This window comes from Lysinibacillus sp. GW247-5R2A, assembly GCF_059424475.1.
In genome coordinates, this window is record NZ_JBWKZL010000017.1 from 24,223 (window position 1) to 38,220 (window position 13,998).

At 37.8% G+C, this 13,998-nt stretch carries 15 protein-coding genes; 6 read left to right on the forward strand and 9 right to left on the reverse strand.

The window, feature by feature from the left end:
- Positions 1-142: 142 nt before the first annotated feature.
- The 3 genes from ntdP to mutY form a co-directional block, all read right to left on the reverse strand.
- Positions 143-691 (reverse strand): nucleoside tri-diphosphate phosphatase, encoded by a 549-nt coding sequence (gene ntdP, locus AC07YC_RS20885; protein ID WP_036120520.1) that lies wholly within the window; start codon positions 689-691, stop codon positions 143-145.
- A gap of 280 nt (positions 692-971) precedes the next feature.
- Positions 972-1,148, reverse strand: a complete 177-nt coding sequence (locus AC07YC_RS20890) for a gamma-type small acid-soluble spore protein (RefSeq protein ID WP_008173504.1) — start codon at positions 1,146-1,148, stop codon at positions 972-974.
- A 92-nt stretch (positions 1,149-1,240) separates the two neighbouring features.
- Entirely contained in the window at positions 1,241-2,275 is a 1,035-nt protein-coding gene (gene mutY / locus AC07YC_RS20895; protein WP_494920341.1) for an A/G-specific adenine glycosylase, read from the reverse strand.
- A gap of 200 nt (positions 2,276-2,475) precedes the next feature.
- On the opposite strand from mutY, the gene AC07YC_RS20900 reads away from it, so the two are divergent.
- The gene (locus AC07YC_RS20900) at positions 2,476-3,462 is read left to right on the forward strand and encodes a metal-dependent hydrolase (RefSeq protein WP_336636828.1); all 987 of its coding nucleotides are present in this window, start codon (positions 2,476-2,478) and stop codon (positions 3,460-3,462) included.
- Between the two features lie 34 nt (positions 3,463-3,496).
- Here the strand turns inward: AC07YC_RS20900 and AC07YC_RS20905 are convergent, their stop codons facing one another.
- From AC07YC_RS20905 to recX, 3 genes are read right to left on the reverse strand one after another with little or no spacing between them, the layout of a single operon-like run.
- Complete coding sequence (locus AC07YC_RS20905; protein ID WP_008173511.1) at positions 3,497-3,766, reverse strand: YfhJ family protein; 270 nt, start codon at positions 3,764-3,766, stop codon at positions 3,497-3,499.
- Positions 3,767-4,096, reverse strand: a complete 330-nt coding sequence (locus AC07YC_RS20910; protein ID WP_008173513.1) for a YfhH family protein — start codon at positions 4,094-4,096, stop codon at positions 3,767-3,769.
- Positions 4,093-4,896 (reverse strand): recombination regulator RecX, encoded by an 804-nt coding sequence (gene recX / locus AC07YC_RS20915; protein ID WP_081937138.1) that lies wholly within the window; start codon positions 4,894-4,896, stop codon positions 4,093-4,095. Before recX ends, AC07YC_RS20910 begins: the two co-directional genes overlap by 4 nt.
- A 157-nt stretch (positions 4,897-5,053) precedes the next feature.
- Between recX and AC07YC_RS20920 the strand changes: the two genes are divergently transcribed.
- Genes AC07YC_RS20920 through rlmD form a run of 3 tightly spaced genes read left to right on the forward strand, consistent with a single transcriptional unit; the run spans position 5,054 to position 8,260 of the window.
- Positions 5,054-5,962: a TIGR01777 family oxidoreductase gene (locus AC07YC_RS20920; RefSeq protein ID WP_494920359.1), complete on the forward strand. Its 909-nt coding sequence runs from the start codon at positions 5,054-5,056 to the stop codon at positions 5,960-5,962.
- A gap of 56 nt (positions 5,963-6,018) precedes the next feature.
- Positions 6,019-6,843 (forward strand): polysaccharide deacetylase family protein, encoded by an 825-nt coding sequence (locus AC07YC_RS20925; RefSeq protein WP_025115831.1) that lies wholly within the window; start codon positions 6,019-6,021, stop codon positions 6,841-6,843.
- Positions 6,844-6,880: 37 nt separating this feature from the next.
- Entirely contained in the window at positions 6,881-8,260 is a 1,380-nt protein-coding gene (rlmD, locus tag AC07YC_RS20930; RefSeq protein WP_494920360.1) for a 23S rRNA (uracil(1939)-C(5))-methyltransferase RlmD, read from the forward strand.
- Between the two features lie 332 nt (positions 8,261-8,592).
- Here rlmD and AC07YC_RS20935 read toward each other — a convergent pair whose 3' ends face one another.
- Together AC07YC_RS20935 and AC07YC_RS20940 are read right to left on the reverse strand one after the other, a co-directional pair.
- On the reverse strand, positions 8,593-9,228 hold the full coding sequence (locus AC07YC_RS20935) for a hypothetical protein (protein WP_494920342.1): 636 nt from the start codon (positions 9,226-9,228) through the stop codon (positions 8,593-8,595).
- Positions 9,229-9,464: 236 nt separating this feature from the next.
- On the reverse strand, positions 9,465-10,649 hold the full coding sequence (locus AC07YC_RS20940) for an MFS transporter (protein WP_494920343.1): 1,185 nt from the start codon (positions 10,647-10,649) through the stop codon (positions 9,465-9,467).
- A gap of 362 nt (positions 10,650-11,011) precedes the next feature.
- On the opposite strand from AC07YC_RS20940, the gene AC07YC_RS20945 reads away from it, so the two are divergent.
- Positions 11,012-11,197, forward strand: coding sequence for an SE1561 family protein (locus AC07YC_RS20945; RefSeq protein WP_008173529.1), 186 nt, complete (start codon positions 11,012-11,014; stop codon positions 11,195-11,197).
- Between the two features lie 44 nt (positions 11,198-11,241).
- Here the strand turns inward: AC07YC_RS20945 and AC07YC_RS20950 are convergent, their stop codons facing one another.
- Positions 11,242-12,042, reverse strand: coding sequence for a YwqG family protein (locus AC07YC_RS20950; protein WP_494920344.1), 801 nt, complete (start codon positions 12,040-12,042; stop codon positions 11,242-11,244).
- 190 nt (positions 12,043-12,232) lie between these two features.
- Between AC07YC_RS20950 and AC07YC_RS20955 the strand changes: the two genes are divergently transcribed.
- Entirely contained in the window at positions 12,233-13,768 is a 1,536-nt protein-coding gene (locus tag AC07YC_RS20955) for a fumarate hydratase (RefSeq protein WP_036120543.1), read from the forward strand.
- The last annotated feature ends 230 nt before the right edge of the window (positions 13,769-13,998 follow it).

The following is a 13,998-nucleotide window of genomic DNA, read 5'->3' on the forward strand; positions in this document are numbered from 1 at the left end:
CAATATTTTGCTTAAAATACAGTTATGATGACTTTACCGCTAACTATTTTGTACGTACCTTCCCAAACAGTGTAAAAGCTGCTCATTAAGAGTGGCTAAAAGAGGCAATATAAAACACCTATTAGTTAACTAATAGGTGTCGCTAACAATCATCTGACTGCATATCAAGCTGGAACTTGTAACGATTTGTCCAAACATTGATGAAATCGGGTGCAAACGGTCCTTTTTTTTGTTGAATCCAGCTTATTAGCTTATCGACATTGCGCTTTAAAATTTTATCAATCACATCAGGATAAGACATTTCCTTACGATGAAGCTCATATTCATCCTCGTCTAAGAGCGTATAAGACATGTCAGGAAAAACTTTAATATCTAGATCATAGTCGATATATTTAATGGCATTATTATCGAACACAAATGGTGAGCTTAGATTGCAATAATAATACACGCCGTCTTCTCGTAGCATACAGATGATGTTAAACCAGTGTTCCGCATGGAAATAGCAAATAGAAGGCTCTCTTGTTAGCCATGTACGACCATCGGATTCTGTCACAAGTGTCCGTTCATTCGCACCGATCACAATATTTTTTGTTCCTTTTAAAACCATTGTTTCTTGCCAAACACGGTGGATGCGGCCATTGTGTTTATAACTATGTATTTGTATCGTTTCTCCTTCTACTGGTAATGCCATTTTGAAGCCCACCTTTTCGTCTATGCTACCTAAATCTAGCAGTCTCTAGTATATTATAGCAATGTGTACGCGAAAGGTGTAGTTAGAAAACCACAAATTTCACTACGCTATTTTGAATTAGTATAAAATTTCGTTAACTTTAAGCAAAATTTATTAGTAGCTCCGCTATTTTGGTATTTATTGGTTTTTTAAGTGGATATAGAAAGGAGCTGTCTTTTTCATCTTTTCGGATTTTTAGACAGCCCCTTAGAGGTAAATGCAATTATGCAATTACAAAGTGTTACTCACCTAAATCTTGGTTAGTTTTAGAGAAACGACCTGAAGCTGGAGCTTTCTTTTGCTCTGCTTTAGCATTTTGCTTTTGCACTTCATTTACGTCCGTTTCATAACCAAATTCTTCACTTTGACGTTGCATGTTTTTATTCGGTTGGAAATTTTGGTTGTTTTGCTTTTTCATTATTCATTCACCTCCACGCTAATTATTGTGTACCGAGGTGATGAATTTTATGCTCACTAATTTATTGTTTAAAGTAGGATTTATTTTCCTGTTTATTTTTTTACCTCTTCCCAAACTTTTAACATAGGAACAGGCATCGGCAATTGTTCGATTTGTTCTTGAGTGAACCAATCGCCCATCGAAGTAGATTCACACTTCATATAATAACTATTTACATGCCATGTTAAATGTGAAAAGACGTGCTTAAACGTAAGCAGTTCATGCTTAGCTTGTACATTGATGGAATAGTCCTTTAAGAAGCTTTCTACTGGAACCTGACTTGTATCAAACATCGGGAATTGCCAAAGATTAGCTAATAACCCTTCTTCAGGACGTTGCTCCATTAAAAAACGTCCTTGGTCATCTTGACAGACCAGAATATCATAACTCAAATGCTTCATCTTTATTTTTTTCGATTTAACTGGCAGTTTTTCTGGTTCACCTTCATTAAACGCTGTACAATACCCTCGCACAGGGCATAATAAACATTTTGGTGACGTAGGTGTACAAATAAGTGCTCCTAGTTCCATTAAGCCTTGGTTAAAGGAAGATGCATTAGCAGGATCTATAAGCTCCTCCACTGCAGCTTCAAAAATTTTTTTTGTTTTTGGTATGGCTATGTCCTCACTTATATTCAGCACTCTGCTTAATACGCGCATAACATTGCCATCTACTGCATGTTCGGGCTTGTTATAGGCAATACTTAAAATAGCACCAGCGGTATACGGTCCAACACCTTTTAATTTTGATATTTCATGGCGGTTATCGGGGACCACGCCTTCGTAATTTTCTAAAACCTCACGTGCGCCTGCCTGTAAATTACGTGCTCGTGAATAATAGCCAAGTCCTTCCCAATGCTTTAATAAATAATCTTGCGGAGCTTCTGCAAGCAAATCTAATGTTGGAAAACTTTCCATAAAACGATTGTAATAAGGAATAACTGTGTCGACACGTGTCTGCTGTAGCATCACTTCAGAAACCCAAATTTTATAGGGGTCTGTAGTATGTCTCCACGGTAAGTCGCGTTTCTCAGCGTTAAACCATTCGACTAAAGAATGTCGAAATTCTGTTACATATGGGTAATTCACAGTGACCTCCAAAGTTTTTACGATTTAATTTATGTTGAAAAGGGTATACAATTAATAAAGAATGAACATTCGTCCATAACTGACAATATTCGTCATTATCGAATGTCACCATACTAAAAATTGAATAAAGTTATTTATAAATGAAATAAAGATGTATGCAAATTGTACTCGATTTTACTGCATACTAGGAGTGGATATTTTTGGATTCAGGTACACATTTCGTTATGGGTATTGCCCTTGGCGGTCTTGCATTAGCCGACCCTATAGTAGCAAATCATTCAATGACCTTTACAGCCGTCATGGCAGGTACGATAATTGGCTCACAAGCTCCGGATGTTGATACTGTGCTAAAACTACGCAATAATGCTATCTATATTCGACATCATCGCGGTATTACACATTCACTACCAGCAGTAGCTATATGGCCGATCTTAATTACAGCTGTTATATCCCTTATTTTGCAAGACGTAAATGTGTTTCATTTATGGCTTTGGACATTTTTAGCTGTCGCTCTTCACGTCTTTGTCGATATTTTTAATGCGTATGGCACACAAGCAATACGGCCATTCTCCAGAAAATGGGTTGCTTTAGGTGTCATCAATACATTTGATCCAATTATTTTTTCCTTGCATTGTATGGGTATTGTATTATGGGCTTTTGGAGCCAATCCTGTTTGGACATTTAGCATCATGTATATCATTATCGTGATTTATTATATGTTACGATTCGCTGTTCAAAAAGCAGTAAAAAATGCAGTCCACAGTACGATACAAGATGAAGAATATGTTATCGTAGCACCAACTATGCGCTTCTTCCATTGGCGAATTGCCGCCAAGTCTAAAACACATTATTATGTTGGCAGGGCTTATGGCAGGACTGTGAATATTTATGATAAATTTGAAATTAAACCTTTACCTAACACTGTCCTTATTCATGCAGCCATGAAAGACCCTAACTTAGCTGCCTTCGTGTCGTTCTCCCCGATGTACCGATGGGAGATTTCTGAGCTAGAAAATGGCTTATTGGAGGTACGTTTAATCGACTTGCGTTATCGGAGTGACAATCGCTACCCCTTTGTGGCAGTAGCACATTTAAATGATGATAATGAAATCGTTACATCTTACACGGGTTGGATTTTTACAGAAGATAAGCTTCAGAAAAAATTACAAATTGGTGCAAGTAATTAGCAGTAAACCCTGACCAACATGGGTCAGGGTTTTATTATTGTATCATATCATCGCTAGCATCTAGGAGATGGGCATATTTTGGATTACGCCCTGCAAAGGCATGTAGTTTATCACCATAGCTTGTAATTAATTGGCGGACAAGATTTTCTGTATAATCTGCCCCACGATAATCATATCCTGCTTTGGCTGAGGTTGATTCAAAGTCGCTCCATAATAATTCAACCCAGACACGGGCACGTCCAACTGACATTTGTGGATTTTTTGCCAGCAATTCCGCTGTCAATTTTTCAATCTTTTCCTCCACTTATTTGCCCACCTTTACAGGAGACAGCATAGATACAGGTAATGCCTCTTGATATTTGTCACCGCCTAAACGATGTCCCCATGCAAAGCGTCCCTTTAAATAATCGACTTGGAAAAATTCATTATCTGAACGATCAATACGATACATTTCACCAGGAACAATTGTGTCTAAATCTACTAAATAAGCCGCTGCCATTAATGCTTTACGCTCATATACAGCAAATTCATTAATGATCCCAAGCTGCTCTGCCTTTCTTGCCTTTTCTTTTAAAAACGCAATTTCCTCACGCAGTTCATGCTCAGACATAGCAGCATAATTCTTTTCGTTCATTCTTCATTCTCCTTCTCTTCTATAAAACGGTCTATTACTTCTATAGGAAAACCCTTTTGATAAAGCGTCTGCTTCACCTTCATTTTTAGCTCATAACCAGTATACTTCGATACGTACTTTTTCCAAACCTTTTCGCCTTGTGCTTCGAGTAATGGTTGCCAGTTATCCTCATCTTGCTCAAGCTCTATTTGATTAAGCACCTCTTCTACAATCGGAAATGCATAGCCTTTTCTTAACAAATAATCTTGAATTTTAGCCTTAACTTGTGCTGGCGTCTTTCTTTTTTCAGAACGTACGATTTTTTCTGCCAACTGTAAGGCCAATTTGATTTGTTCTTCCAAACTATATGTGGCAAGTACCTCATCTTGAAGGTTTTTATCAATTCCTTTTTTAATGAGATCCTGTCTAATAGCTCTCGGTCCCTTTTTCATTGTCGCCTTTTTTGTGTCTAGTAAAGCTTTGGAATAGTTTTCATCATTTATAAAGCCATATGATTTTAATTTCTGAATCGCTTCTAAAGCTACCGCTTCACCAAATTCTAAAGTAAGAAGTTTTTTCTTCACCTCGTGCTCACTTCGCATTTGATAAGAAAGAAAGTTTAATCCTTTATTAAACGCCTTCCGTATTTCATCCTCATAGGCAATTTCTTGAATTTCAAATTCATCGAGAACCTTTCCCTTTGTTAAACCAAATTGAAGAAGAATAGCCTCGTCAACAGGAAATGCATATTCTTCATTTAAGTAGATATTATAACGTTCAGGATTGTTTTTTTGACGTGCAATTTTCGTAATCATACGCATAGCCAACACCTCACCTGTCCATTATAACATTTCTTTTTATGGTATCCGTTATTCGATGCTATTCATCCCCTTCTTCTAGGGGTACTTTAGATGTTCACATACGTGTTAAATGATACAATTATTAGGAACTGTAATTTTTGAAATTGGGGTGATTCTTATGAAAATTGTGATTGCGGGTGGAACTGGTTTTGTGGGTAAAGCTTTTATCAAGCTAGCACAGGAAAACGGTCATAATATTTTTGTCTTAACTCGTAGTGCATCTTCCGAAAAAAATGGCATTCATTATGTACAATGGTTGCAGGATGAAACCCTACCAATAGAAGCTTTAGAAGGAGCCGATGCCTTTGTTAATTTAGCGGGAGTTTCTTTAAACAATGGTCGATGGACAAACAAACAAAAGAAGGATATTTATTGGAGCCGGATGCATGCGACACTTGAAATCGTGCGCATAATGGAGAAGCTCACGAATAAACCTAAAGTCCTTGTTAATGCTAGTGCTGTAGGCTTTTACCCTCATTCTTCAGAGATTATTTATGATGAAACATTTTCTGATGTGGCGAACGATTTTTTAGGCACGACCGTTCATGATTGGGAACGCCATGCGAAACGAGCAGAACCATTAGGAATCCGAGTCGCCCTTGCACGCTTTGGGGTCATTTTAGGTAGAAAGAGCGGGGCATTACCACCAATGCTATTACCATATCAAATGCATGTTGGCGGAACAATCGGTTCTGGTAAGCAATGGCTTTCGTGGGTACATATTGAAGATGTGGCACGTGCTTTATATTTCGCAATCCTTCAAGAAAATATTCGTGGACCTTTCAATGTAACCGCACCTTATGCGACGCGCATGAAAGAATTCGGGCAATCAATCGCAATGATCATGAACAGACGACATTGGCTGCCTGTTCCTAGTTTTGCAATACGTTGGGCGCTTGGAGAACAAAGCACTCTTGTTTTAGAGGGTCAACATGTACGACCAGCAGTGTTAGGAGAGCATCATTTCACATTTAAATATCCGCATTTAACAGAAGCACTTGAAGACTTATTAATTGCTCAGAATTAGTGGATAATTTATAGCTATTTTACGCATCCTAATGAAAAAGAAAGGATGCGTTTTTTATGTGGAAACAACATATTGTAGGTGCGGTAATCGCTACATTTATTATTGCCGCAGGTATTAGCATTAATCCATATTTTGCTGCTGGTTCTGATGAACATCATTGGGGCATAAAGCGTGCAAAAAATGGGGAACCGGCAGAGGCTGGTGCACAGCTCGATCAATTACTTGATAAATACGGGGCTATTTATAAAGGAAAGGCAGATAAAAAAATTGCCTATCTAACATTTGATAATGGCTATGAAAACGGCTTTACCGAAAGTATTTTGGATACCTTGAAAAAAGAAGATGTACCTGCCACTTTCTTTTTAACTGGGCATTATTTAGACAGTGCCAGTGACCTAGTAAAACGGATGGTGAAGGATGGACATACTATTGGCAATCACTCGTATGGTCACCCTAATATGGCTCGACTTTCACCAGAGGGCATGCGTGCAGAATGGCGAAAGTTTGATGGGAAATTACGTGAATTGACTGGCATAGACCGCACAACCTATGCTCGCCCACCAGAAGGAACCTTTAATGCAAAACTGCTAGAAGTAGGAAATGCGGAAGGATACCGTCATATATTTTGGTCTGTTGCCTTTAAGGATTGGATGAAAGATGAACGACGTGGTGCAGATTACGCCTATAATGCGCTCATGGAGCAATTACATCCAGGTGCTGTTATTTTAATGCATACCGTTGCACAAGATAATGCCGAAGCTTTGCCAATGTTTATTGCAGAGGCCAAAAAGCAAGGCTATACCTTCTTATCACTTGATGATTTAGTATTAGAATATGAAGATTTTCCTGTTGCTTTGCAATCGTCTGCTCCTTCGTTATAATGGGGAGATGACATTATAAAGCAGGGACGTGGAACGTTTGACGCAGCAAACAACAATGACCGTGGGACAACAATTCCCACTAATAATAAAAAGACTTGGCATCAATGGAGAAGGTGTAGGTTTTTATAAAAGAAATGTAGTATTTGTCAAAGGAGCTATTCCTGGCGAAGAAATTACAGCTCAGGTTACGAAAACACAACGTAATTTTGCTGAAGCTGAGATTTTATCCATTCGTAAAGTCTCTAAGCACCGTCAGGAAGCATCTTGTCCAGTCTACAATGAATGTGGTGGCTGTCAGCTTCAACATATGACATATGAAAAACAGCTAGTGGAAAAACGTGATATTGTCATCCAAGCTTTAGAGCGTTATGCGAAACCTCTAGCTGAAACGGTGGAAGTACGAAAAACAATTGGAATGGATAATCCTTGGCATTATCGTAATAAAAGTCAATTCCAAGTACGCAAGGAAGGCAAGCGAGTCTATGCAGGCTTATTTGTTGAAGGCAGTAATAAGCTTCTAAATATTAACGATTGCCTTGTACAGCACCCTGTCACTTCTAAAGTTACTGTTGCAATACGTAAGATTTTACAAAAATTAAATATCACAATTTATGATGGACGAACACTGGATGGCTTAGTGCGTACAATCGTAGTACGTACAGGGATTCGTACAGGCGAAACACAAGTTGTACTTGTAACTACTCGTAAAGAAATTCCTCATTTAGCTGAACTAATTACACGGATTAAAAAAATCGATCCAAGCATTGTCTCCATTGCACAAAATATTAATCGTGATAAAACCTCTTTAATTTTTGGTGATGAGACAATCGTTCTTGACGGTAAAGAAACGATACATGAAGAGCTTGGGGAACTAGCCTTTGACTTATCGGCTCGTGCCTTCTTCCAGCTTAACCCTACTCAAACAGTTCATCTCTATAATGAAATTAAAAAAGCAGCTGCATTAACTGGTAAAGAATCAGTAGTGGATGCATATTGTGGAGTTGGGACTGTCGGACTTTGGCTAGCAGATCAAGCGCAAGAAGTTCGAGGGATGGATGTCATTCCCGAAAGCATTCAAGATGCCCGTAAAAATGCGCGCAACCATGGGTTCAAGCATACCAAATATGCTGTTGGTACTGCTGAAAGTATCTTAGCAAAATGGCGCAAAGAAGGCTTTACACCAGATGTTATTACAGTAGATCCACCACGTACAGGTCTAGCACCCGAGTTTATCCAAACCGTGCTTAAGCTTAAACCAAAGCGTTTTGTTTATACATCCTGTAATCCATCTACATTAGCGAAGGATTTACAGCAACTATCGAAGCTTTATCATGTCGAGTATATTCAACCTGTGGATATGTTCTCACAGACGGCACAGGTGGAATGTGTTGCAAAGCTGGTTTTGAAAAATAAATAATCATAAAAAGGACGTCTCAAAATAAATGGAGACGTCCTTTCTTTATGACGCACAGCACGAGCTGCCTGGTGGATGACGGACGGTCCAGAAAAGTCGATACCTCAACCATTAACCCAGGATTTAAAAGATTTTTAAAGGTTCAATTTTCAACTTTTATAGAAAGATTTTTGAAGCGTAAACTTTATACTTTTACCTTTAACCTTTAAGCTTTTAGGTTATTTTCACTGTAAGTTTCATTTGTGTAAGGCATGTTTGATGTTTAAACTCACACACATGCCTTGAAGCGCGAGCGACTCTTCGTTTTCCGTTTTCGCTAGGCCATGCCTATTTCTTTAAGCTTGGACTTCAATAAATGTAGTGGCGTTCGATTCAGATAAGACTGCATCGACCTCTGATTCGAACTCCTCAATCCGACGACTTAATGTCTCTATTTGCTGTTTGACATTTAGTGGATCAATGATTTCAAATTCATTTCTTTTCATAAATGTGTCCGTATGTAATTTTACTTCTTCCGGAGATTGTTTATCTTTATTGCCTAATATATTAATTAAATAGGTTTCCAGTTTAGCTGGTAAGGCATCATTTTCTTTGGCGACTGTATGAATAGCAGAACGATATTGATGTTGCATGACTTCTAGCAAATTCTTTTCATATTGAATAGATTGTTTCCGCTCAATGGCCTCCGCAACAGTCATTTCTTCCTTGCCAACGATTACCATTGTACTGGCATTGGATTGTACAACTAAAGCTTTAATTTTATGTCTATAGCTAATTAAGCCCATTACTTTATCATAGGATGCTTGCATTTGTTTCTCATACTCAACTATTTCTATTCCATTTATTTTCTGATTACTTTTACGATTGGCTACTACAGTGCTAACCTCATTTGTTGCCCCTTCAATCCGTTGCTGTAGCATTTTTAATTCTGTTAAAGCGCGATGAATAGATAGTTTTTTCATTTCGGTCATGATAAAACCTCCTTCTTAAGCAAGTGTTCTTTCATTATATTTAATAATAGCAGTAATGTCCAAAATATCCCTTTTTATTTTTATTGATTTCATAAGAATTTGTCTGTATAATTCTTTTTTAGGTGCCAAACCTATGTAACTTGGACGGAACATCCTTGTTACGCAAAAAACGCCATAACAGCACGGATTTGCTGGGCGTTTTTTTGTTTTTGAGCGGGAGATGAGCCCCGCTCTTTTTATTTTGCCATCGATGTCTGGTTACTTTTAAGACGTCCAAATAGGAGTAATATGAAAGCCACAACTAGCAACAGCATGGCTACAAGTAAAAGGAAGCTATAGTTTTTTACATATTCTAAGTAAACTCCACCTAAGAACGGTCCTGTTAAACTACCTATACTTAGGGCAATTCCACAGAGTAAATTCCCAGTAGGCAGAAGCTCCTTTGGCGTTAAATCTGCCATAAATGTAATCCCCAAAGAGAACATCGAGCCAACTAGCGTCCCCGTTAAGAAAAACGCTATAGCAACAGCCATTTGTGAGTGTTCTAAAAAACTGGCAATTGCGAAAATAATAGCGCCACCAAATGACCCTACCATCAAAATATTCCTTCTTCCTACTTTATCACCCAGTGCACCTAATGGTACTTGAGTTAAAATACCGCCAAATGTAAAGACTGATAAAATAATTGGAATCATGCCAACCTCAAACCCTTTACGTAGTGCATATACGGGGAATAATGCATTTAATGAAGATTCGAGAAATCCATATACAAAAGGCCCTAAAAAGGCAATCCAACCAAATAAGATAGCCATTTTGTAACGCTTCCACCCTCTTGCATGTAAGTCCCCTGTTAAACGCTCCGGTTTTTCATTTTGTAAGAAGAATACAAAAGACCACGCCATTAAACACATGATTGAAGAAACAATAAACGGTAAAGCTTCACCTATTTCAATCAACTTTACCATCAGTGGCCCAACGGCAAAACCTATACTAAAAGACAAGCCATAGATAGCCATCCCTTTTCCCAAGCTTTTATGATCAGCAGTACTAGTAATCCATGTTTGAGTGGCATAGTGCAAGGCATGATCTCCCACACCAATCAATAAACGAAGCACAAACCAAAATGTGACGCTTTTCCATAAAGGAAATGCCAATAAGGCGATAAAAACAAGTGCGCCCCCAATCAAAATGATCGGTTTATAGCCCCATTTTCGTAATGGTTGCTCGATAAATGGTGAAATTAATAATGTCCCTATGTATAAGCCCGTTGCATTCAAGCCATTTAATGCTGAGGAAACGCCATCACGTTCAAAAATTATAGAAATGAGCGGTAATAACATCCCTTGCGAAAAGCCCGATATGGATACAATTATTACTAATATGGTAAATCTTTTTTTGCTGTAGTCTGAGAAGTATGTCATCTTTTCCTCCAATCAATCTCCCAAAGAACAGCATACCAAAAAGCCTTAGCGCTCACCACATGTGATTTTACGCTAAGGCTTAACGAATACTTATAGTCATTTAATTGTATAAACACGAAATTCGGCTTTTGATTATTACCGAGTACTTGTTTAAACTCCCTCCTTTTCGAGTTAGAGTTGTAAAGATGTTTTCGATCAGCTCCTTTACTTTATCTTAAAACAACTTTAACATACAAACTCAATATTGTAAATATTCTGTCTACTTATTTTTAAAATTAATCGCTTAGTCCTAGGCGTCTACCTAAACATTGAAATTTCAGCCTAAATCAGCTACGATGAAAGGGATGAAATGAGGTGTACGAATGTCCAAGCCAATCACTGATAAAAAACAGCAAGTAACCTATTTAAGAGAGCGTCTTGAAATGTTTTTAGAAGTATTAGATGCCCTAGATCCTGAAACAGCTGAATTAGATGATATCGATCGTTTAATCCAAATGATGGATGACCTAGAAGACAAAATGGAGCAATTTAATGCTCGTGAACAATAAAAATTAAAAAACCAAGCGAGCACAATGTATGCTCGCTTGGTTTTTTAATGACAGTCCCAATTGTAAAGAACATTGCTAAAGTCTTTATTTTTTAATTCTTCCTCCGTAATGAAGAAATTGCCAACTCCACAATCGCCCCATAGTATATCATCCCCCACACTATCTATTTGCAATAGCAAAATTGTAGAGGCTGTATACTCACCGTATGCACGTGGATCTTCTTGTGTAAAGAAAGGATAACCACCGATTTTCAGTCCATCCCCAGTTAAAGCATCATAAAAGGCATCTTCTAATGTTTCGTTATCTTCAATTGTCGTTAAGATATGACTGTAAATGTCATTAGCTCTATAATCATCAATCGATAAGGGTTCAAAACCTGTTTTAAAGGATAATGTCATTTCACGCTCTACTGGAAAATACATTTCCTCATCTTCCTTTTCTACAAATGAAAAATCTTGAATAAGCTGTGCTTCATCATGTATAAGGGTATCATGAAAAATGACACGAAAGCCTTCTTGATTTTTTCCATTATCAAAGTCCATTCCTAATACATCGTCATAGCCATCAATATAAAACTGCACTATCCCCTCTTCTGGGAAATTCGGCAAATGCTTAGGTAATTCTGCAAAATTAACTTGGGCTAAAAGCTTTAGTGGCTGTCCACTTGCATTTTTAGGATATTCCATTGCTAGTGGGAAATAAGGGTCCCCCGCAAACTTACTCTGAAACAAGGTTGTTTTCCCAGCATCCGCATCAATAAGGACAACAGGCTTCATTGTTTCCTCTATTAGCGGTCTATATTGTTCAAATTCTTCCGGTAATTCAAGTAAAGTTTTAGCAGTCATACAAATTCCTCCTAATTGTGGGTTATTATTATTTTAGAACAAACGTTCTACAAAATCAACTCTCTATTAAAATACTAGTAAACTATGCGTAAATTTAGCCCTCATAGGTAAGGACTCTTTTTTTCATTAGTTGAAAAGAGTATAATGTTACGTGGAAATAATCAAATTTTCTATGGGGGGCAATACACGAATGAATCAACAAACTTTGGAGAAAAGTCTTTATGATTTAATTACTGAAACATCCACGAATTTACCTAAGGATGTACGTCGTGCGATTAAAAAGGCAAAAGAAGCGGAGAATGCTGGAACACGTGCGGCAATGAGCTTAGACACAATCTCAAATAATATTATTATGGCAGAAGATAATGTATCACCTATTTGTCAAGATACTGGTCTTCCAACTTTCAAAATTTATACACCTGTGGGCGTAAACCAATTAGAAATTAAAGCTGCGATTAAAAAAGCAATCAATGATACGACAGCTGATGCAAAACTACGTCCAAATGCAGTGGATTCATTGACTGGTGCCAATAGCGGTAATAACCTTGGCGATGGTTTACCAGTTATGAAGTTTGAACAATGGGAAAATGATTACATTACGATTAAATTAATTCTAAAAGGTGGCGGCTGTGAGAACAAAAACATTCAATACAGTCTTCCATGTGAAATAGATGGTCTTGGTCGTGCAGGTCGTGACTTAGATGGTATCCGTAAGTGTATTTTACACTCTGTATACCAAGCACAAGGTCAAGGCTGTTCAGCTGGTTTCATCGGTGTTGGTATTGGTGGAGATCGTTCTTCCGGCTACGATTTAGCAAAGGAACAATTATTCCGTCATGTTGAGGATACAAATCCAAATCCTGATCTTGCTAAATTAGAAGAGTATGTGGTGAAAACTTCTAATACATTTGGTATCGGTACAATGGGCTTCGGTGGTGAAGCAACATTACTAGGCTGTAAAATTGGGGTTATGCACCGTATTCCAGCTTCCTTCTATGTATCTGTAGCATATAACTGCTGGGCATACCGTCGTATGGCTGTGGACATCGATCCTCAAACTGGTGAAATCATTAAATGGCACTACCAAGAAGGTGAAAAAATTACGTTCAAGGATGAAGTGGCTGCTACAACAGAAGACAACACTACAAATGTAGTAGAGCTTACTGCACCAATTACAGAAGAACAAATTCGTTCACTAAAAGTTGGAGATGTAGTTTCTATTACAGGACGTATGTATACTGGTCGTGACGCTATCCACCATCATTTAATGAGCCATGATGCACCAGTGGATCTAAATGGACAAGTTATTTATCACTGTGGTCCAGTTATGGCAAAAGATGAGGAAGGCAATTGGACAGTAAAAGCAGCTGGTCCAACTACTTCTATTCGTGAGGAGCCATATCAAGGTGATATTATGAAGAAATTCGGTATTCGTGCTGTCATCGGTAAAGGTGGTATGGGACCAAAAACATTAAAAGCTCTTAATGAACACGGTGGTGTTTACCTAAATGCTATCGGTGGAGCAGCCCAATATTACGCAGACTGCATTAAAGGTGTAGATGGTGTTGATTTAATGGAATTCGGTATTCCAGAAGCTATGTGGCACTTAAATGTTGAAAAATTCACAGCAGTTGTCACAATGGATTCACATGGCAACTCCTTACACGCAGATGTCGATAAATCATCTTTAGAAAAACTTGCATTGCACGCAGAAAGAGTTTTCTAATTCAATATAAGTAAGCAGTAGCCCTTCTGACTGCACACTTTGCTAAGGCACAGAATATTCCTAGTGAATAGACTGTGCCTTTTTTCTGTTAATAAAAAATCCTCCTTTTTTAACTCCCCTCTTTATTTTTATAAATTCCTTTGTTATAATAATTCTAAATAAAAGATATGGTAATTGAAATCCATTTTCAATTACACACCACAATTAAATCTTTATAAATAAAGGTTTTG

Coding starts and splice junctions, on each gene's coding strand:
- AC07YC_RS20935 (WP_494920342.1), bottom strand. CDS start 9,228: ATGACCGAAATGAAAAAACTATCTATTCATCGCGCTTTAACAGAATTA.
- recX (WP_081937138.1), bottom strand. CDS start 4,896: ATGCGTATGATTACGAAAATTGCACGTCAAAAAAACAATCCTGAACGT.
- AC07YC_RS20925 (WP_025115831.1), top strand. CDS start 6,019: ATGTGGAAACAACATATTGTAGGTGCGGTAATCGCTACATTTATTATT.
- AC07YC_RS20910 (WP_008173513.1), bottom strand. CDS start 4,096: ATGAACGAAAAGAATTATGCTGCTATGTCTGAGCATGAACTGCGTGAG.
- AC07YC_RS20890 (WP_008173504.1), bottom strand. CDS start 1,148: ATGAAAAAGCAAAACAACCAAAATTTCCAACCGAATAAAAACATGCAA.
- AC07YC_RS20955 (WP_036120543.1), top strand. CDS start 12,233: ATGAATCAACAAACTTTGGAGAAAAGTCTTTATGATTTAATTACTGAA.
- AC07YC_RS20940 (WP_494920343.1), bottom strand. CDS start 10,649: ATGACATACTTCTCAGACTACAGCAAAAAAAGATTTACCATATTAGTA.
- AC07YC_RS20945 (WP_008173529.1), top strand. CDS start 11,012: ATGTCCAAGCCAATCACTGATAAAAAACAGCAAGTAACCTATTTAAGA.
- ntdP (WP_036120520.1), bottom strand. CDS start 691: ATGGCATTACCAGTAGAAGGAGAAACGATACAAATACATAGTTATAAA.
- AC07YC_RS20920 (WP_494920359.1), top strand. CDS start 5,054: ATGAAAATTGTGATTGCGGGTGGAACTGGTTTTGTGGGTAAAGCTTTT.
- AC07YC_RS20950 (WP_494920344.1), bottom strand. CDS start 12,042: ATGACTGCTAAAACTTTACTTGAATTACCGGAAGAATTTGAACAATAT.